The following is a 16901-nucleotide window of genomic DNA, read 5'->3' as shown; positions in this document are numbered from 1 at the left end:
CCGCCGCGAAGGCGGAACAGGAGCCGAAAAAGGCCATGACGCAACCGAATTCCGCCCCGCGGCTGCGGTTGTTCCGGGACAGCGCGATCGTCGCGCACCGCAATCTGCTCACCATTCTGCGCGTGCCGACGCTGCTGGTGACGGCCACGATCCAACCGCTGATGTTCGTGTTCTTGTTCGCCTACATCTTCGGCGCCTCGCTGGGCGGCGGCCAATACCGCGAATTCCTGCTCGCGGGCATCTTCACCCAGACGGTGGCGTTCAACGCCGCGTTCACCACGGTCGGCCTGGCCGGGGACCTGCAGAAGGGCATCATCGACCGGATGCGCGCGCTGCCGATGTCGCGGCTGGCCGTGCTGATGGGCCGCACGCTGTCGGACCTGGTGGTCAACATCCTGAGTTTGGCGGTGATGGTCGGGTGCGGGTACATCGTGGGCTGGCGCATCCACGGCAGCGTCTCCGACGCCGTGCTGGCGTTCGCGGTGATCCTGCTGTTCGCCTTCGCGATGTCCTGGGTCGGCGCGCTGACGGGCCTGATGTCGCCGACCGTCGAAGTGGCACAGAGCGCCGGACTGATCTGGCTGTTCCCGCTGACGTTCATCTCCTCGGCGTTCATCTCGGCCGAGACGCTGCCGGGTCCGCTGCGCACGATCGCCGAGTGGAATCCGATCACCGCGGTCTCGGCGGCGGGACGAAAGCTGTTCGACAACGACTCGCCGCCCACCTTCGTCCCGCCCAGCGGCTGGGCCGCCGACCACAGCGTCGAATACGCGGCAGCCTGCTCGGTGGCGATCCTCGTGGTGGCCGTGCCGCTGGCGCTGCTGCGCTACCGCAAGGTGGCCAGTCACTGACCCGCACGACCACGCGAACAGCGAACGGCCGCCGCATCCGGACGATGCGGCGGCCGTTTCAGTATTCGCGAACCGTCAGGCGCGGCGGCGGGTCTTGAGCAGCTCCAAGCGCTCCTTGAGCAACTCCTCGAGCTCCTCCTTGCTGCGGCGTTCCAGCAGCATGTCCCAGTGCGTGCGCGGCGGCTTGACCTTCTTGGTCTCCTGGCTGGTGCCTTCGACCAGCACGCCCTCCTGGCCGTTGCGGCACAGCCAGGTCGGCGGGATCTCGGCGTCGTCGGCGAAGGGAACGTCGAATTCCTCGCCGTTGTCGGTCCGGTACCGGGCGATCCGACGCGGAGCCAGGTCGTGGTCGCGATCGGTCTCGTAGCTCACCGCTCCGAGCCGACTGCCTCGGAGTACGCGATCTGCCATGGTGTGCCTCTCCCTGTGTGCTCGAGTCTTCGTGCGCTGCGACCGTGTCCGCGCGAGTGCGCGGGGCACCCGCCGGACCTGATGTACAACGATCGGGCCTGCGCCGATAGTTCCCGACGCGGCCGCGGTGAACCGTTCCATTGTAGTGCCCGCGGCGCACAGGACTCGTCGCGCCCGATGGCGGGTGATTCGCCGGGGGTCGCTGAGTGGACCGCGGATGGCGAGCTATTAGTGTTCTGCGTCATGTCGCGCCGCTTGTCCTGCCAGTGGTGTGGGCGGGAGATCGTGGAATCGGAGGCCGGCCGCCGTCGCCGGTACTGCCGCCAGTCCTGTCGCCAACGCGCCTACGAACACCGCAACAGTCTGAAGGGAACGGGGATTCCCGACGACGCGGTGGTACTCAGTGCCCAGGAGGCCGCCGACTTGGCCGATCGCTGGTTCGCTGCCCGCTGCGCCGCCGAGGACGTCGCCACCGCCATCGCGGAGGGGGCGACGCCCGATGAGCTGGCCGTGCTCGGCAAGACGCTGGTCGCGCTCACCCGTGACGCGGAACGTCTGCGCTGACCGGGTCCGCCGGGTTCGCGTGTGCGGCGCGGTCGCGGTGGCGTAGATACACCGCGGCGAGCAGCGCGACGACGGTCGCGGCGAGTCCGCAGCCCGCCGACCAGGTGGCGGTGTCCGGGTGGACCAGCGACTGGCCGCGCATCGCCTGCCAGAAGACCAGCGCCAGCAGGCCGGCGTAGCCCGCCGCGAGCACACCCACGACGGCCGCGCGGGCGCGTTCGGGGCGCAACCAGCGGTACCGGGGAGCGAGCCAGGCGAGCGCGACGGCCACCAGCAGCAGCACCTGGATGCCGTGCAGCCCGACGAAGTGCGGAACGCGCAGGTCACCGCCGACCGTGCTCCAGTGCGTGATCGGCATGCCGCGCATGGCGTCGCGCGCGGCGAGATCGCCCGCGCCGGACAGCACCGTGTGCCCGGCGGCCAATTCGACGATTCGTCCGTCACTGTCGCGGACGAGTTGCTTGCCGGTGAAGCCCATCAGGTAGCCCAGCGCCATGCCCGCCACGGCCAGTGCCAGTCCGGCGTGGACAGCGCGTGCGGTCGGGCGGTCCACCAAACGCTGCCAGGACAAGATCAGCACGATGAGCAGGTTGGCCAGGAACAGGCCGGGCACGCCGGAGGCGAAGACCATCTGCCCGATCGAGTTCACCGGGTCGTCCTCGGTATTGAAGTGGCTGAACGTGCCGCGTGCGGCCTGCAGCACGATGAATCCCACATCGATGAATCCGGTCACCGCGAACACCGAGCCCAGCCACCAGGTGACCCGGCTGCCCTTGTGCGGCAACGACAGCAGCCACGCCAGGGTGAGGCTGTAGAGCGCGAACGCCAGGCCGAATTTCATCGGCTTGAGCCAGACCGATTCGCCGAGCAGCGTGCGGTCGTCGATCGGCATCGCCGCGAGGGAGAACAGGACGAGCGCCGTCATCGCGGCGACCGTGCCCAGCAGTGGCCGATGCAGTCGCCCGCGCGTCGCCGTCTTCGCGCTCGCCCGCGACCCGTCTTCGGGCGCGGTGGCGAAATATGTTGTGGACATGGACCGAACGTAGAAATCACGGACGCCGGAGGGCGTCCCGCCGCGGCGCTATTCGCGCCTAGTACCCGGGTATCGGGCGACACGATCGGTCGGTACCGCAGACGCACATGCTGCCGCATAGCTCGTGCCCCGGCTCGCTGTCACAGCTCGTCCGGTCGGCTCACACGATGTGATCCCGCGGCGAGATCGCGGGCCGTCGTGCCCGTCGTGCCCGGCCCGCCTGGAGAGACGAAGCGGGCCGCGAACGCGTCGTTGCGTTCGCGGCCCCTCGCGGGCGACGGCGCTGTCGCCGGGTCCGTTCGCGAGATCAGTCCTCCTGCGCATACCCGACGTCGATGCCGCGTCCGGCCAGCCAGGGCCGCGGATCGATCGGCGTGCCGTCGGGCAGACGGACCTCGTAGTGCAGATGCGGGCCGGTGGAGTAGCCACGATTGCCGACCGTCGCGATGACGTCGCCCGCGCGGACCTGCTGGCCGACGGTGGCGAGGATGTCGTTCACGTGGCCGTAGACGCCGATGGTGCCGTCGTCCTGCTGCACGCGCACCCACAGGCCGAAGCCCGAAGCGGGACCGGCCTCGATCACCACGCCGTCGGTGACCGCGGCGATCGGAGCTCCGAGCGGGTCACCGAAATCCAGGCCCGCGTGCATCGCGCCCCAGCGCGTGCCGAAATTCGAGGTGAGCACGCCCGCTGCGGGCCGGACGGTCATGGGGCGCGCGAAGTTCTGCGCGATGCGGTTCACGTCCGAGGGCGCGGGCATCGGGGCGGCCTGCGGCGCCGGACCGGTCGGCGGGGTGAAGACGGCGAATCGAGCCATGCCCTCGGCCGGGCGGATCTCGCCCGAGGCGATCTTCCCCGCGACGAGACGGGCGGACGCGTCGGTGTCCTCGTCCTGCTGCGCCGCGGCGAGGATGCCGAAGGAGGCGGTGACGACCGCGGAGGCGGCGACGACGCGGGCGGCGGCGCGATCACGGCGCAACCGCGTCGCGGCGCGACGGATCGGTAACGGAAAGGTCACGGGCATGCGTCGAACGTACGGCAGCCGTCTTGGGTATCCGCAATCCTGTGGCAACCGTCACCGCCGGGCAAAAACCCAGCTCGCCGGTCACAGAAAGGTGACGAAAGGCGCCGGATTCCCATGCGAGCTGGGAAGACGATGCCGTGTCGATAGTTGACCGGAGAAAAGCTGGGTGCGCAGACTGTGTGAGTGGCGACTAATGGAGTTCGTGCCATCACGGCGCTGGCGGACCCGACCCGCCGCGCGATCTTCGAGGCCCTGCCGCAGGCCGCGCGCTCGGTCGGCGAACTCGCTCGAGAACTCGGAGTGACCAGCTCGGCGGTCTCACAGCATCTGCGTGTGCTGCGCGAGGCGCGGTTGGTGATGATGCGGCCGGACGGCAACCGCAGGCTGTATTCCCTCGACCCGCGCGGTCTCGCCGACGCCCGCGACTACCTCGAGCAGTTCTGGCCGAGTGCGATCGCCGCCTATTCCGCGGCCCTCGAAACCGCCGCGACGGCGAACGCTTGACCGCGGCGGCGCGACCGCACCGAACCCTGTCATCCCACGCGTCGATACGCCGTCTTACGGCGGTCGGTACCCGTGCCGGGCCAATTGCGCTTGCTCAGCTGCTTGTCGACGGCGTTGATCACCTCGGTGACGCCGATCTGCAACAGACCGGGGTCGGGGGTGTCGGCGTCCGGATCGCCGACGTGGCCGGTCCACAGCACGGCGTGCCTGCCGAGCAGGTGCGCGGGCGGACCCGCCCACCGCGGCGGCGTCGGGCCGAACAACAGGACGGTGCGGGTGCCGAACGCCGTGGCCAGATGCGCCACGCCGGTGTCTCCGCAGATCACCAGGGCCGCCTCGGCGACGGTGGCGGCCAGATCGATGAGGTTCTGCTGCCCGGCGAGCACCCGGCCCACGGGCAGCCCTGCCCGCGCGGCGATGCCCAGCGCGAGTTGGCGTTCGTATTCGTCCCCGGTGAGAACCACCTCTCGCCCGAGGGCGAGCAGGTGCCGGACGACGGCGGCGAACCGGTCCGCCGGCCAGCGGCGAGCCGGTGCGCCCGCGCCGACGTGCACGACCACGCAGTCGCGGCGGCTGGTTGTCGACACCGGCGGAACCAGTCCGAGGTTGCGGCGATCCGCGCCGATGCCGTCGTACTCCAGCAGGTGACACCAGCGGTCCACCTGGTGCATGTCCGGTTCCCACTCCGGGCCGGACAACTCGGGGAACGCGGGATTGCGGAAGGTGAGTATGCGCTCGGCCCGGGTCTTGGACAGCGTGACGATACTTTCGGCGCTCGAGCCGTGCAGGTTGACCGCCAACTCGGGGGGAGGCGCGTCCCAGCGGAAGCCGCTCGGATCGGCGGTCGGCATCAAGGCGTCGACCGAGGCGATCAGGTCGACGATCGGTTTGAGTCGCAGCGGTGCCGCCAAAACGATGCGATCGTGCGGTTTGGCCCGGCGCAGCGCACGTAGAGCCGGGACCGCGGTGAGTAGATCACCCAGCCCACGCGCCTGCAACACGAGCAGAACCGCCACCCTCTTCTCCTAGCCACCCGAGTCTCACCGAACCCCGACCCACCCGTTCAGCCCAGGGGCGCCAAGGAAGAGTCACTAAGGGATAACTACCCGGACGTTCGAACAGCGAAACGTGAACACCGCGCAACGTTGTCGCGCCTACCGGAAAACCGCGAGGAATCCCACTCAGCAAATGTCCAGAGAACTCATGTGGAGCGGCTATAGCATCAGTGAATGACGACAAACAGCGTGGTAGAGGGTCCACTGCAGTCTCTTGCCCGCCGTGCGTGGCAAACCATCCTGCTTACCGGCGTTTTCGCGGTGATCCTCGGCATCCTGATCCTGGTCTGGCCCGACATCACTCTGGCGGCGGCGGGCATCGTCTTCGGCATCTACCTGGTGGTCACCGGCTTCCTGCAGCTGGTCGCCGCCTTCGGCGCACCGGCGAGCACCGGCCTGCGGGTGCTGGCGTTCATCATCGGCGTGCTGTCCATCGTGATCGGCGTGTTCTGCTTCCGCGACGAACTGGCCTCGTTGCTGCTGCTCGGGTTGTGGATCGGCATCGGCTGGCTGTTTCGCGGGATCGCGCTGCTGGTGGCCGGCATCTCCGAACCGGAGATGCCGGGACGCTGGTGGCAGGTCCTCTTCGGGGTCGTCACCGCGGCGGCCGGTGTCGTGCTGATCGTCTGGCCGGTGCGGTCGGTGGCCACGCTGGCCGTCCTGGCCGGAGTGTGGCTGATCATCGTCGGCCTCATGGAGATCATCGTGGCGTTCGGGGTGCGCCGGGAGGTCAAAGCCCTTCGCGCCGAGGGCGCTGTCGCCTGATCACGAGCCCGCTCGGCGGGGCGCCACCGGTGCCCGGCCGGGCGGTGCCGTGTTCGCGTGCGCCTGACCAGCGCGGTTCCCTCCTGCTGGAACTCGTGACAGAATCACAGGCGCATTTTCACCAGAAGTCGGCTTCGGGGTTGGTCGACATCGAAAAGAACTGGAGGCACGAATGATTCGTACTGCTGGGTTTGTCGGTGCGCTGGCCCTGGCGGGGGCCGCGGCCATGCTGTCGGCGGGGACGGCGCAGGCCGCGGTCGGCACGCTGGGGATCAACGGCGAACTGCACGCGGATCCGGTGGGCTGCCTGAACACCGACGGACTTTTCTACACCACGTTCCAGATCACCGTCGTCAACAGCACCGATCGTGCCGTCACGCTGTACTCCGGAAGGGACTGCACCGGTTCCGTGGTCGGCGAGCTGCCCGTGGAGAAGATCGGGTATCTGCCCAAGGGCGGCAGCGTCTCCGTCAGCTGAGCCGCTCGTCGCAATGGCGGCCGAGGCGTGGCGTCACCCATCGCACGAACTTCGTCGGTGTGGTGCGACCGCCTCGGCCGTTTCCGTGATCGCCTGCCGCGCCCCGGATCACCCGCCGACGTCGGTGGGAATCCGTTGTGAGGGCGACACGGTGTCGCGTGCCCACACCGCGTGGAGGCGCGCGTAGCGCCCGCCGCGTTCGAGCAGTTCGGTGTGGGTGCCGTCCTCGGTGATCCGGCCCTCGTGGAAGAGCAGCACCCGATCGGCGGTCTCGGCCGTGTGCATCCGATGCGCGATCGTGAGGGTGGTGCGGCCGCGGGTGAGGCGCGCCAGCGCGTGTTGCACCCGCACGTCGGTGCCTGCGTCGACGCCGCTGGTGGCCTCGTCGAGGACGAGCAGATCCGGATCGACCAGTGCGGTCCTGGCCAAGGCCACGAGCTGGCGTTCACCCGCCGACAAGGCCTCGCCGCGCTGGCCGACCGGAGTCTCCAGTCCCTGCGGCAGAGTCCGCACCCAGTCCCGCAACCCGAGCCGGGCCAGGACGTCGAGCACGGCGTCGCGGGAATCGCCCGCGCGACCGAGCGCGATGTTCTCGCCGACGGTGCGATCGAAGAGGAAGGCGTCCTGCGGGACGATCGCGACCCGCCGGGTGAGTGCTTCGTCGGCGATCTCGGTGAGGTCGACACCCCACAGGGTGAGCGTGCCGCTGGTCGGCAGCAGCTGCCGGGTCACGAGTTTCGCGAAAGTGCTCTTGCCGGAGCCGGTCTCGCCGACGACGGCGACGTGCTCGCCGGGCGCGATACGCACGTCCAGGCCGCGTAACGCGGGCCGGTCGGGGGAGTAGTGGAAGCCGACGCCGCGCAGTTCCACGATGGCCGGGCCGGATGGCAGCGTTGTGCGCCGAGCCGCCGTGGATTCCTCGGGGATGTCCAGGATTTCGACCACGCGCCGCAGGCCGGCCTCGGCATTGCGGGCGTCGGCGAGGCTGCTGACGGCGAACTGCATGGGTCGGACGAAGAAGGTCACCAGGAACAGGAAGGCGACGATGTCGCCCGCGCTGAGCCCGAGTTCCGGTCCCAGCACGCCCATTCCGGCCGCGGTGCCCGCCACCACCACCGAGGTGGTGATGAGCCCACTGGCGACCTCGCCGATGGAGACGTTGAATCCCATCGGCCACAGGGTGCGCCGCTGGGCGTCGAGAACGGCGTCGATCTGCGCGTCGGCGCGGGCGCGCATCCGTTCCTCGATGCCGTAACCGCGGATGGTGTCGATGCCGACGAGCACTTCCAGCAGGCCGCCGTAGAGTTCGCCGATGCTTCGGCGCACGGCATCGAAGCGGCGCGCCACCCACTGCTGCAACGTGTGGCCCGCGACCGGGACGCCGATGCCGATCAATAGCACGAGCAGCGCGAGCGGCCACGAGTAGACCAGCATCACCACGAGCGCCAGCAGCATCTGAGAGATGTTCTGCACCAGTGTGATTCCGCCGGACTGGGCGTACAGCGTGACCACGTCGACGTCGTTGGTGACGCGCGCGACGAGAGCGCCTGCGGAATCCGCGCGGGGATCGGCGGGGGAAAGGCGCAGGATGCGGGCGAAGGCGGCCACCCGCAGATCCAGCAGTGCCTGCTCGACGGTGCGGATGACCCGGTGGTTCATCAACGCGGAAGCGAGCATCGCCAGCAGTACCGCGAGTACTCCGGCGAACACGGCGCCGGTCACGACGCGTGCGCGGGTGGCCTGGTCGATCGCACCGAGCAGCGCGTGGTCGAGGGCGTATTGGATGGTGACGGGGATGACGATCCGGCCGGAGGCCGCGACGACGGCCAGTAGCAAGATCACCGCGAGAGTGCGGCGGGACAGCACGGTGTCGCGGCGCACCCGGCGCAGTAGACCGGTGGTTCGGTAGTCGGGTCCCGTCGGCTCGGTTGGACTCGTGTTCACCACGCCGGCTCCATGGTGTCGGTCTGCTCGGACGCGTGGTATGCGCCGAGCAGCGCGCGATACGCCGGTTCGGTAGCGAGAAGGTCCTCGTGCCGTCCCTGCGCGACGATGTGTCCACCGGCGAGGAAAACCACGGTGTCGGCGAGACCGACCGTCGCGGCGCGATGCCCGACCAGCACCACCGTGGTGCGGCGGTCGTCGCCCGCGTACTCGGCGCGCAGCGCCTCCACCACGGTCCGCTCCACCAGGGGGTCCAGCGCGGAGGTGGCGTCGTCGAGCAGGAGCAGGCCGGGGCGGCGGAAGACGGCGCGCGCCAGCGCCAACCGCTGACGTTGACCACCGGAGAGTTGCACGGTGTCGCTGAGGTAGGTGTCCAGGCCGTCGGGAAGGCGGCCGACGAACCCCGCGGCGTCGGCGATGCGCAGCGCGCGCTCGATCTCTTCGTCCGAGGCCGCGGCGCCGAGGGTGATGTTGGCGCGAGCGGTGTCGGCGAACAAGAAGGCGTTCTGGGTGACCAGCGCGGTCCGGCGGCGCACCGCGTCCGGTGCGAGGCGCCGGGTGTCGACCCCGGTGAGCGCGACGGCGCCCCGGTCGGCCTCGAGCAGATGCGCCAGCAGGGCGAGCAGCGTGCTCTTGCCCGCGCCGGTCGCGCCGACCACCGCCAGCACGGCGCCGGGACGTACCCGTACGGTCAGGTCGCGCACCGCGCGGGTGTCGCCGGTGTAGCCGTAACCGGCTCCGGCGAGCTGCACGGCGACGCCGCGATCGTGCGCACCGAGTGGGAGCTGCCCGTGCGCCGGGCGGTCGGCGGCGGTGAGTACGTGGTCGACTCGGGTCTGCCCCGCCACGCCCAGCGGTAGCACGCCGAGGAAGCGGGCGATGACGTTGAGCGGAATCGCGGTGGTGATGAGCAGGTAGATCACCTCCACCAGGGCGCCGACCCCGAGCAGCCCGGCGTCGACCCGTGCCACGCCGACGGCCAGGATGGCCAGCGCCGCCAGGGGCGGCATCAGCTCGATCGCGGGGTCGAAGACGGCGCTCGCGTTGCCCATGTGCCGGTTCGCCGCGCGGGAGGCGTCGGCGGCCGCCGCGAAACGATCGATCTCCCGATCGCAGATGCCGAGGGTGCGCACCACCTGCCGTCCGGCGATGGCCTCGTGCGCGAGCCCGCTGACCAGTGCTCGCTGCTGCTGAGCCGCCCGGGCCCGCGGTGCGAGCACCCGTTGGTAGAGCAGATTCGCGGCCAGCACCAGCGGGATGAGCACCAGCGCGATCAGAGCGAGCCAGAGGTCGGCGAGCGCGAGGTCGACCATGACCAACAGCAGCATGGCGGTCATACCGACCGCGAAAGGGAAGTGCTGCATGGGATCCCAGGCCGTCTCCACGTCGGAGATCGCGCGGGAGACCAGTTGCCCGGCCGGCCTGCGGCGATGCCAGGCGATGCCCAGCCGCAGGTATTGCGCGACCACGGCTTTGCGGGTCTGGGCCTCGTTGCGGTATTGCACCGTGCCGGTCGCCACACCGCGCAGGATGATCGTCGCGATGCGCAGCAGCGAGACCGCCAGCACGAAGGCCGCACCGGTCGCGGCGGCGCCCGCGAGGAAACGGCCCTCGGCGAAGCTCGCGACCACCACGTGCTCCGTACTCCATCCGACGGCTCTCGCGGCGAGCACCATGCAGCACGCGTTCACCAGGCCGGAGCCGATCGCGACCGCGGCGGCGCCCTGTGCCCGCCCGCACCCGCGCAGCATGATCGCCAGCCCGCTGCGCAGGGTGCGGGGGTCCTGCCCGGCCTCGCTGTCGGCGGCCGCGGCGAGCAGTGCGCCTCTCCCGTAGCTCATGACCCCGGACACCGGAATGTCCGGGCTGATCCGTTCGCCACCACGCCTCCAACCGCCTGCCTGCCCTGGACAACCGTGCCTCGGATCGTGGATCGGCAGCAATGGACTCGATCAGCGTGATCGGAAACTGCGGGGACGACGATGCTTCCCGGCAAAAGTTCGGCGGTGGTGCGGACGATCTTGCCGCCGGTGCGATCCCGATCCGGAGGAAGGCTACGACCGCACCTTCGTGCGAACAGAATGCGCCCGAGAGATTCCGAGTATGCCGCTGATGACGGAAGGTGCTAGAGCGAGCAATGCGGCCGCAAACGCGCCTCCGGCGACAGCGGCCGGCGCATCGTCGCTACCGCGCCCGTGCACTCGTCCGGGTATCCCTCTTGCGGGCCGGACATCGCGTTCACCGTGTGCGCGGCCACTCGCCCTGGTTCGGCACGGTGGACTCCGAGGTCACCGACACCGGAACCGGCGTAGCGGCGGCCGAGCGGCGACGCCCCCGCGGATCCCATGCCATCGCCGACGCCGCTCCTCCCAGCAGAACGACCACGATCATCGTCACAACACACCAGACCAACACGGTCCTTGCCTCCCTGGCATCACTATCCGGTTGACAGACTGCGTCGGCTTACCAAGGCGGACAGTTGTTTTCGAGTCGTCAACAGTATTCACCGACCGGATGGCGCGCGCGAGTCCGCGGCGCGGGGCCGATGCCTCCGCAATCGTGTCCGAAAGCCGCGACCGACCCCGCTGCGAACGGAATAACCAGCGCGAACGCCGATGCTTTTGCCGCCGTGGCTTTCGGTGCGCCGAACGGAGGAGATGCTAATCACGAAAGTGCCTCTGTCGCAAAGTATGTGGGTGGCGTCTCAGCACGACCATGTCTCGCTCGTTCGTCGCGATGAGTGGTGCGCGGACTCGGCCGCTCGCTGCGGGGCGATGTCGTCCCGCCGGGCTGGGCTGTCGTTGTTTGCCTCGTTGTCGCCCGGGTAGCACGGTGGGGACGGAGGTCCACCCACACCGAAAGGGCTGGTTCGGCGATGTCCAATTCCACACCGGGCGCGACAACGGATCGGCGGTCTCCTCTTCAGGTCGCCGCCATGGCGGTGGGAGCCGCGTTCCTCCTGGTCGGTATCCTGGGGTTCATTCCGGGGATCACGACCGATTACGGCGAACTCGATTGGGCGGGACATCACTCGCAGGCCCAGTTGCTCGGTCTGTTCAGCGTGTCGGTGCTGCACAACGCGGTCCATCTGGCTTTCGGCCTCGCCGGAGTGCTGGCCGCCCGCACGGCTCCGTCGGCGCGCGCGTTCCTCCTCGGCGGCGGCGCCCTCTATCTCGTGTTGTGGCTGTACGGACTCGTCGTGAACCCCGGCAGCGACGCGAACTTCGTGCCGCTCGATACGGCCGACAATTGGCTGCATTTCGTGCTCGGCGCGGGCATGATCGCCCTCGGTGCGGTCTTGGCGCGGCGGCCACTGACCCAGGCGCCCGGCGCGGGCAGGCAGACCGGAATTCTGGAATAGCCGACGCATCGGCCGCGTCGTCCATGGGAATGGACCGCCGGTTCGAAGGCTGTGTTCCGACACCACCCCGTGTCCGGTCTGTTACCGAAAAGTGTTGTGGTTCAACGAATCCCATCGCCAGGCGGCGCAACCGGCGCAGCTCGCCCTTCGGCGGTACGCTCGGTGCGGGCGATGCCGGAAAGTCGCTTTGTCGAACGCCTCACATGTTGACATCGACTGCTGTTGACAACATATGATGTCAATAACTTGCTCAGCCTGCAATTCGATGCGCCGACACCGCCCGAGCCGCAGGAGTGCAGGCGCTTCGACTACTTCGGCAACGCGGCAAGGGAGTACCGATGAGGGCCAAACCACCCGCACTGGGATATCTCCGCAAGGACGTCTCGGGTGTGTCCCAGGATTGGGACGAAGCGCAGATGCGGAGTCTGGCCAAACGCCTGGGTTACGAGTTGTGTAAGACGGTGACCTTCGGCGCCGGCACCGACGCACCGGTGGATCGCCTCGTCGACGTCGTCCGCACCTTCGGCGTCGACGCCGTGATCGCACCGGGTCTGCACCACTTCGGCAATGCGGTGCCGGGCGAACTCGTCGAGGTTTGCGACCTGATCACCGTGACGCCCCAGCAGACGTACTCCCGTTCGGCGCTGTCGCGAATCTGGGCATGAATCATCGGGCGCCGGTCGCCGCCGCATGTGCTGTACTGGCGGGGTGATCGAATCCGGTGCGGTGACCGACGTGGTCGACGCTGTGGTCGAGCAGTCGTTGCTCGGCGGCCCACGACGGTACACGCGCGCCCAGGTGGCCGAGCTTTCCGGAGTGTCTGTCGAACGTGCCAAGAAGCTGTGGGTGGCGCTCGGCTTCCCCGCCACGGCGAGTGACGACGACGTGGTGTTCACCGATGCCGACATCGCCGCGGTGCGCCACTTCACCGCGATGGACCCGGTCGCGGGGGCGAGCGAGCAGAGTCAGATCGCCGCCGCCCGCAGTGTCGGTCAGGCGATGGCGCGACTGGCCGAGTGGCAGGCGGATCTGATCGCCCGTGAGATCGGCAGCCGCATCGCCGCCGAAGGCGGGCAGTCGATGTCCGAATCGAACCGCCAGGCCACTGCCCGGACCATCGCGGTGCTCACCGATCTGCAGCAGTACGCGTGGCAACGACATCTCGCCGCGGCGCTGAGCCGCTCACTCGAATCCGATGGCGCCACACGCCAACTGCTCGTCGGCTTCGCCGATATGGTCGGCTACACCCGGCTCTCCCGTCACCTCGACCTCGACGAGTTGACGGATCTGCTGGAGACATTCGAGACCACCACCACCGAAGCGGTCACCGCCTACGGCGGCTGGGTGATTAAGAACGTGGGCGACGAGGTGATGTTCGCCGCCGAGAATGCCCGCGACGGTGCGCGAATCGCCCTGGCGATGCACGCGGCGGTCGCCCGAGCGGCGCAAACCGTTCCGGAAATGCCCCAGATCCGGGTGGGCCTGGCGTACGGGCCCGTCCTCACCCGCTTCGGCGACCTCTACGGCACGGTGGTCAACGTCGCCGCTCGGCTCACCGGCGTGGCCCGCCCTGGGACCGTCCTCCTCGACGACGGCGCCGCCGCGGCTCTGGATGACGACGACCAATTCCTCTTGCGCCATCTGCGCAGCGTGCGGGTCAAGGGATTCTCACGATTGCGTTCCCACGTGTTGCGAGAGCGGCAGCGCAAACAAAGCTGACCGGCTACCGGGCGTGCCCCGTGGCGAGATGATGTGGAGCTTCGATGAAAAGAACTGTCGCCGTACTCGCGCGGCTCGGCGTCGTCGGGATTCCGGTGCCGGCCTTCGTGGCGGTCGCCGGTTCGGGCCCGGCTCAGGCGACGCCGCGGGATTGCGTCGTCGAGCGGGATCTGTTCAGCGCTTCGGCGGTCTGCCAACCCGACGAACTCGAGGGAGCCGAATACATCTTGCCCTGGAATGCGTAGGCATCTACAGCTCGGGGCCGTTCCCGCTGTACGCGGTCGGTTCCTACGTCCAGCTCAGTTATCCCTTCACGCCGAACGGGCAGCGTACGACGACAGGGTGCATGAACTGGGGTCCCGGTCTCGTCGGGGTGGTCGGCAACGCCGTCGTGGAGATCTATCACCGTTGAGAGATCGCGAGCCAGGTCGACGAGTCGGCCGAATGAGCAAGCGGTCGGCCGGGCCGGTGCGGATAGGCTGGCGTCATGTCGGACACGGTGTCATCCAAGGGTTTCTCGGTCGCGCTGGTGCTGGGCGGGGGTGGTCCGGTCGGTCTGACGTGGTTGGCGGGACTGGCCACGGGGCTGCGGGACAACGGGATCGACTTGACGCTGGCCGACCGGTTCGTGGGGACCTCCGCCGGCTCGGTGGTCGGTGCGGTCCTGGCCGACGGTGGCGATCCGGCGCGCTTGTTGCGGCCGCCGTCCACGTCGGCGGCGCCGGTGCGGGCGGATCCGGCGCGAATCGCGGAGATATTCGCCGTGCTGCGCGCCCCCGGCCAGGATCCGGCCCAGGCACGCCGCCGGGCGGGGGAGCTGGCGCTGGCCGCGCAGGCCGGTGATCCGGACGAGCACATCGCGCGTATCGGCGGGCTGGCCGGTGTGGCGCAGTGGCCGGCGCGCGATCTCGTCGTGACCGCGATCGACATCACCACTGGTGAATTGCGCGCATGGACCAAGGCCGGCGCGGCGTCGTTGCCCGAAGCGCTGGCGTCCAGCACGGCGGTGCCCGGTGTCTTCCCGCCGATCCCGATCGACGGCCGCCACTACTTCGACGGCGGGTTGCGCTCGCCGGTCAACGCGGACCTGGCTGCGGGCGCGGATGTCGTGGTGATCCTCGAACCCTTGGCGCACATGTTCCCGCGCATCCCCAGCGATCGCGAGTTGGGCTCGGCGACAGAGGTTTCCATTGTCCCCGACGAGGAAGGCGTCGCCGCGTTCGGAATCGACGTGTTCGACTCGGCGGCGCTTGCTCCCGCGTATGCGGCGGGCGTGCGCCAGTCTGCCGATGCCGCGCTGCTGCTGAAGGACGTCTGGCCCGAAGGCTGACCGAGCCGTGGCGACCGCCGGCTGATCGGGCGGGCGTGTCCCGTCGCTCCACGCCCGGCGCCGCTGTGGACTGGAGACGTCGGTCCCTCTAAGTCACTGGGACAAAGGATTCCGCACGGTGCACGGCATCCTGTCGCACGGATTCCCGAACCACTTCGCCCCGTCCACCACCGTGTCGATCCCGGCGCCGCGCACCGAAACGGTCCGCCCCACACCGGTTTTGGAGACCAGAACGGTTCCGTCCGGGCCCAAGGCGACGCCCATCGGAGCGGCAGCCCGGCGGCCGGCGTTTCGACCTGACGGGACCGGATGGCCGGCACCCGGCCCGCGCCGAGTTCCGCGCTCGATCGGTCCCTGTTCGGTACGCCCGCGGAGCACCGGAGGCGGCTGGCCCGGCGATACGCCTCGGCGTGACGAGCGCCGGAGCGTAACGCCGGTCGGCCGCTCCGAGGCGCACCGCGAGGGCAGATCAGTCGTCCGGAGTCTCGGTGAAGCGCTGGAGGTACAGCGGCTCGCCGAGTTTCTCCACCAGATCGAGTTCGGTTTCCAGGTAGTCGACGTGCTGTTCTTCGTCTTCCAGGATCTGCTCGAAGATACGAGCGGAGGTGACGTCGCCGCGTGAACGCATCAACTCGATGCCACGGCGCAGCCGTTCGACCGCCTCCATCTCGATCTGCAGATCGGCCCGCAGCTGCTCGGGCACGCTCTGCCCGATGCGCAGCGGGTTGAGCTTCTGGTAGTTCGGCAGGCCCTCCAGGAAGAGGATCCGGTCGGTGAGGATCTCGGCATGTTTCATCTCATCGATGGACTCGTGCCGGGTGTGCCGGGCCAGCTTGGTAAAGCCCCAGTTCTCCTGCATCTTGGCGTGCAGGAAGTACTGGTTGATCGCCGTGAGTTCGGCCGTCAGCTGCTCGTTGAGCAGCGCAACGATGTCCTTGTCGCCGTCCATAGCAGCGATCGTGGCACAAAATGCGCGCAGCTGCGGACAGACCGCCTGGTGTGTCGGCTCAGGCGGCCGAGGGTTGCGCTCCGGTGGATGCCCGCGCGCGGCCGATCACCTCGGCCAACCGCGCCGTGCAGCTGCCGCAACCGGGCTTCCATCCGCAGGCGTTCTTCACCTGGCGGATGCTGTCAGCGCCCGCCGAAACGCAGGTGTGCACGTCACCTTCGGACATCGCGTTACAGATGCAGACATACATGAAGCCTCACAACCAGGTCACTTTATCGCTGAGGTTAGCCTCGACTAACGAGGTAAGCCTCCCCTAATGTATAGCAGCTCGGAGCAGCGGTGTGAAGTCCGGTGTCGACGCGAGTCGCGGCGCATCGGATAGGGGCGCTAGCCGGCCAGCCGCTTCGCGGCCAGCTGCCGCAACTCGCTGGACTGGAGCGCCCGGCGGACGTTGGTCAAACGCGGCGCCGAGTACGCGATGGTGCGCAAATTGGTGGACGCCGCGCTGACGGTGATCAGCGCGGCCGGTACCACCGGACGTCCACGGGTAACGGACATCGTGGCCGCCGCCGGGCTGTCCAACGACGCGTGCTATCGGCACTTCCCGTCCAAGGACGCGCTGGTGGCCAGCCCTGCTGGAGGGCGGAGCGGAGCGGTTGACCGGCTGTGTGGCCCACTCGATGGCCAAGGAAGGCGACCCGCGTGCGCGCGTCGGGCGCTGGGTCGCGGCGATCCTGGCGCAGGCCGAAGAGCGGACCGCGGCCGCGACACTGGCCGTGCTCTGGACCGCCGCTGGGCCGGGCCTGGGGTTGACGGCCTGACCTGATGTGGTGGACACCGCGCCTGCCGGGCCACTGCGCGACACGCTCGCGGAGTTGGTAAGCGCCGCAACGGATTCCGACGCGACGCTTAC

Annotated in this window: 21 protein-coding genes; 11 read left to right on the top strand and 10 right to left on the bottom strand. The window is 69.0% G+C overall.

What is annotated here, in order from left to right:
- Window positions 1-68: 68 nt before the first annotated feature.
- Complete coding sequence (locus tag ACL03I_RS08735) at window positions 69-851, top strand: ABC transporter permease (RefSeq protein ID WP_355077700.1); 783 nt, start codon at window positions 69-71, stop codon at window positions 849-851.
- A gap of 75 nt (window positions 852-926) precedes the next feature.
- On the opposite strand, the gene ACL03I_RS08730 is transcribed toward ACL03I_RS08735, so the two are convergent.
- On the bottom strand, window positions 927-1262 hold the full coding sequence (locus tag ACL03I_RS08730; protein ID WP_355077661.1) for an RNA polymerase-binding protein RbpA: 336 nt from the start codon (window positions 1260-1262) through the stop codon (window positions 927-929).
- 243 nt (window positions 1263-1505) lie between these two features.
- On the opposite strand from ACL03I_RS08730, the gene ACL03I_RS08725 reads away from it, so the two are divergent.
- The gene (locus tag ACL03I_RS08725; RefSeq protein WP_355077663.1) at window positions 1506-1826 is read left to right on the top strand and encodes a hypothetical protein; all 321 of its coding nucleotides are present in this window, start codon (window positions 1506-1508) and stop codon (window positions 1824-1826) included.
- Here ACL03I_RS08725 and ACL03I_RS08720 read toward each other — a convergent pair.
- Window positions 1798-2859: a hypothetical protein gene (locus ACL03I_RS08720; protein WP_412805624.1), complete on the bottom strand. Its 1062-nt coding sequence runs from the start codon at window positions 2857-2859 to the stop codon at window positions 1798-1800. The genes ACL03I_RS08725 and ACL03I_RS08720 overlap by 29 nt on opposite strands.
- A 307-nt stretch (window positions 2860-3166) precedes the next feature.
- Window positions 3167-3883: a M23 family metallopeptidase gene (locus ACL03I_RS08715; protein ID WP_364428162.1), complete on the bottom strand. Its 717-nt coding sequence runs from the start codon at window positions 3881-3883 to the stop codon at window positions 3167-3169.
- Window positions 3884-4066: 183 nt separating this feature from the next.
- Here ACL03I_RS08715 and ACL03I_RS08710 point away from each other — a divergent pair, with 183 nt between their 5' ends.
- A complete protein-coding gene (locus tag ACL03I_RS08710) occupies window positions 4067-4387 on the top strand; it encodes an ArsR/SmtB family transcription factor (RefSeq protein ID WP_356962127.1) in 321 nt (106 codons plus the stop codon).
- A 29-nt stretch (window positions 4388-4416) separates the two neighbouring features.
- On the opposite strand, the gene ACL03I_RS08705 is transcribed toward ACL03I_RS08710, so the two are convergent.
- The gene (locus ACL03I_RS08705) at window positions 4417-5403 is read right to left on the bottom strand and encodes a glycosyltransferase family 9 protein (protein WP_356962128.1); all 987 of its coding nucleotides are present in this window, start codon (window positions 5401-5403) and stop codon (window positions 4417-4419) included.
- Between the two features lie 213 nt (window positions 5404-5616).
- Between ACL03I_RS08705 and ACL03I_RS08700 the strand changes: the two genes are divergently transcribed.
- Both ACL03I_RS08700 and ACL03I_RS08695 read left to right on the top strand, forming a co-directional pair.
- On the top strand, window positions 5617-6207 hold the full coding sequence (locus ACL03I_RS08700) for an HdeD family acid-resistance protein (RefSeq protein ID WP_355077672.1): 591 nt from the start codon (window positions 5617-5619) through the stop codon (window positions 6205-6207).
- 172 nt (window positions 6208-6379) lie between these two features.
- The gene (locus ACL03I_RS08695) at window positions 6380-6685 is read left to right on the top strand and encodes a hypothetical protein (protein WP_355077673.1); all 306 of its coding nucleotides are present in this window, start codon (window positions 6380-6382) and stop codon (window positions 6683-6685) included.
- Between the two features lie 108 nt (window positions 6686-6793).
- Here ACL03I_RS08695 and ACL03I_RS08690 read toward each other — a convergent pair whose 3' ends face one another.
- The 3 genes from ACL03I_RS08690 to ACL03I_RS08680 all read right to left on the bottom strand — a co-directional run bounded on the left by ACL03I_RS08690 (window position 6794) and on the right by ACL03I_RS08680 (window position 10976).
- Window positions 6794-8629: an ABC transporter ATP-binding protein gene (locus ACL03I_RS08690; RefSeq protein ID WP_356962130.1), complete on the bottom strand. Its 1836-nt coding sequence runs from the start codon at window positions 8627-8629 to the stop codon at window positions 6794-6796.
- Window positions 8626-10470: an ABC transporter ATP-binding protein gene (locus ACL03I_RS08685; RefSeq protein ID WP_412805623.1), complete on the bottom strand. Its 1845-nt coding sequence runs from the start codon at window positions 10468-10470 to the stop codon at window positions 8626-8628. The genes ACL03I_RS08690 and ACL03I_RS08685 overlap by 4 nt, the downstream gene beginning before the upstream one ends.
- A gap of 284 nt (window positions 10471-10754) precedes the next feature.
- The gene (locus ACL03I_RS08680) at window positions 10755-10976 is read right to left on the bottom strand and encodes a hypothetical protein (protein WP_412805622.1); all 222 of its coding nucleotides are present in this window, start codon (window positions 10974-10976) and stop codon (window positions 10755-10757) included.
- Window positions 10977-11504: 528 nt separating this feature from the next.
- Here ACL03I_RS08680 and ACL03I_RS08675 point away from each other — a divergent pair.
- The 5 genes from ACL03I_RS08675 to ACL03I_RS08655 all read left to right on the top strand — a co-directional run bounded on the left by ACL03I_RS08675 (window position 11505) and on the right by ACL03I_RS08655 (window position 15039).
- A complete protein-coding gene (locus ACL03I_RS08675) occupies window positions 11505-11990 on the top strand; it encodes a DUF4383 domain-containing protein (RefSeq protein WP_412805621.1) in 486 nt (161 codons plus the stop codon).
- 338 nt (window positions 11991-12328) lie between these two features.
- On the top strand, window positions 12329-12655 hold the full coding sequence (locus ACL03I_RS08670; protein ID WP_355080913.1) for a hypothetical protein: 327 nt from the start codon (window positions 12329-12331) through the stop codon (window positions 12653-12655).
- A gap of 25 nt (window positions 12656-12680) precedes the next feature.
- Window positions 12681-13709: an adenylate/guanylate cyclase domain-containing protein gene (locus ACL03I_RS08665; protein WP_412805620.1), complete on the top strand. Its 1029-nt coding sequence runs from the start codon at window positions 12681-12683 to the stop codon at window positions 13707-13709.
- Between the two features lie 44 nt (window positions 13710-13753).
- Window positions 13754-13954: a hypothetical protein gene (locus ACL03I_RS08660; RefSeq protein WP_412805619.1), complete on the top strand. Its 201-nt coding sequence runs from the start codon at window positions 13754-13756 to the stop codon at window positions 13952-13954.
- A 242-nt stretch (window positions 13955-14196) separates the two neighbouring features.
- Window positions 14197-15039: a patatin-like phospholipase family protein gene (locus ACL03I_RS08655; RefSeq protein WP_412805618.1), complete on the top strand. Its 843-nt coding sequence runs from the start codon at window positions 14197-14199 to the stop codon at window positions 15037-15039.
- A gap of 469 nt (window positions 15040-15508) precedes the next feature.
- On the opposite strand, the gene bfr is transcribed toward ACL03I_RS08655, so the two are convergent.
- The 3 genes from bfr to ACL03I_RS08640 all read right to left on the bottom strand — a co-directional run bounded on the left by bfr (window position 15509) and on the right by ACL03I_RS08640 (window position 16546).
- Complete coding sequence (gene bfr, locus ACL03I_RS08650) at window positions 15509-15988, bottom strand: bacterioferritin (protein WP_039801806.1); 480 nt, start codon at window positions 15986-15988, stop codon at window positions 15509-15511.
- 58 nt (window positions 15989-16046) lie between these two features.
- Window positions 16047-16238 (bottom strand): (2Fe-2S)-binding protein, encoded by a 192-nt coding sequence (locus ACL03I_RS08645; RefSeq protein WP_412805617.1) that lies wholly within the window; start codon window positions 16236-16238, stop codon window positions 16047-16049.
- Window positions 16239-16375: 137 nt separating this feature from the next.
- The gene (locus ACL03I_RS08640) at window positions 16376-16546 is read right to left on the bottom strand and encodes a hypothetical protein (RefSeq protein WP_412805742.1); all 171 of its coding nucleotides are present in this window, start codon (window positions 16544-16546) and stop codon (window positions 16376-16378) included.
- Between ACL03I_RS08640 and ACL03I_RS08635 the strand changes: the two genes are divergently transcribed.
- Window positions 16467-16814 (top strand): helix-turn-helix domain-containing protein, encoded by a 348-nt coding sequence (locus tag ACL03I_RS08635; RefSeq protein ID WP_412805616.1) that lies wholly within the window; start codon window positions 16467-16469, stop codon window positions 16812-16814. The genes ACL03I_RS08640 and ACL03I_RS08635 overlap by 80 nt on opposite strands.
- The last annotated feature ends 87 nt before the right edge of the window (window positions 16815-16901 follow it).

Origin of the sequence: Nocardia sichangensis, assembly GCF_047200615.1 — a bacterium.
Lineage (GTDB): Bacteria > Actinomycetota > Actinomycetes > Mycobacteriales > Mycobacteriaceae > Nocardia > Nocardia sichangensis.
This window is presented reverse-complemented; position numbering and strand designations above follow the sequence as displayed.